At 68.0% G+C, this 1,571-nt stretch carries 1 protein-coding gene; it reads left to right on the forward strand.

The genetic code is table 11. The features are described 5' to 3' along the window. Positions 1 to 79: 79 nt before the first annotated feature. A partial coding sequence (locus ACJH7A_RS30445; protein WP_406803316.1) for a DUF222 domain-containing protein occupies positions 80 to 1,571 on the forward strand: 1,492 nt, incomplete at its 3' end.

Consider the following 1,571-nt stretch of genomic DNA (forward strand, 5'->3'; position numbering starts at 1 on the left):
CTCAAAACCCCAGGCGCACAACCTAAAATAGCCCCTGAACAGCGCAAAGGCGCCCACGAAAACCCGTGGAGCGCCACGTATGAGCGAAACAATTAGTGATCCCCTCGCCGCGGCCGCGGCGGTCGACGCGATCACCCTCGCCTCTCGCGAGGAGAACGCCGCCGGCGCCCGGCGCCTGGCCGCGATCGGCGACCTGTGGGAGCTACGAGCCCCCGACGACGACATCGAAAAACGGTATTGGGCGATCGACGGCTACGCCGGACTGATCGTGGAGGTCGCCGCCGCGCTGGGGATGTCCCGCAAACGGGCACAGGCCCAGGTGGACCGGGCGGTGATGCTGCGCACCCGCCTGCCCAAAGTCGCCGCCGTCTACGCCAAAGGACTGATCGATGCGGTGATGGTCGCGATGATCGTCGCCCGCACCGACCTCATCATCGACGACGACGCCGCTCAACGCGTCGACGCCGACCTCGCCGCCAAGATCGTGGCCTGGGGACGATTGTCGAAACCGAAAATGGAACAACGCATCGACGCGATCATCGCCAACGCCGACCAGGCCGGCGTGCACCCACCCAAACCCCCGTCACAAGCCCGCTACCTCGACATCCGCGCCTGCGGCCCCGGCGCCGCCAGCGTCACCGGTGTCGTGGATGCGGCGACCGCCGCGGTGCTCGACGCCGCCATCGACGCCCTGGCGAAAGGGGTGTGCAAGCACGATCCGCGCTCCCACGATCAACGCCGGGCCGCCGCCATCGACGCCCTGGCCCGCGGCGGCCGGCTGCGGTGCGAATGCGGGCAACATGATTGCCCCGCCGCCGCGGCCGCTGCCGGTGATCTACCGGCGCCGACGGTCGGCACCCGGGCGGTCATCCACGTCATCGCCACACCGCAGGCAGTGGACGGCCAGGCCCCCGGATTCCTGCCCGGCTACGGGCAGATCCCCGCCGACCAAGTCGAACGACTCGCCGACGGCGCGACCATCCGCCAGGTGGACCTGCCACCGGATGCGGCCGAACCCCGATACCGACCCTCGGCCCAACTCGCCGAATTCGTGCGCTGCCGGGACCTGACCTGCCGATTCCCCGGCTGTGACCGGCCCGCCCAAGCCTGCGACATCGACCACACCACCGCCTATCCCGCAGGGCCGACGCACCCGTCAAACCTCAAATGCCTGTGCCGATTCCATCACCTGCTCAAAACCTTCCACCCTTGGCAGGACCAGCAGTTCCCCGACGGCACCGTCGTGTGGACCGCCCCCACCGGGCACACCTACATCACCAAACCCGAAGGCGCCCACTGGTACCCACAACTGGCCCAACCCACCGGCACACCCGAGACCACCGAAGAACCACCACGCACACCCACACGCGGCCACTGCATGCCCAAACGCACACGCACCCGCACCCAAGAACGCCGACAACTCATCAACCAAGCCCGCACAGCCAACGAACAACGCATCGCCGACACGGCCGCGGCAGCAGAGCAGTGGGATGAACTGAACCATCCCGCGTTTGATGCGCACCTCCTTCCTTGGGAAGGTGCATGTCATGCCGAGCAAGTACGACCCGGAG

Source organism: Mycobacterium sp. SMC-17 (assembly GCF_045310915.1).
GTDB lineage: Bacteria > Actinomycetota > Actinomycetes > Mycobacteriales > Mycobacteriaceae > Mycobacterium.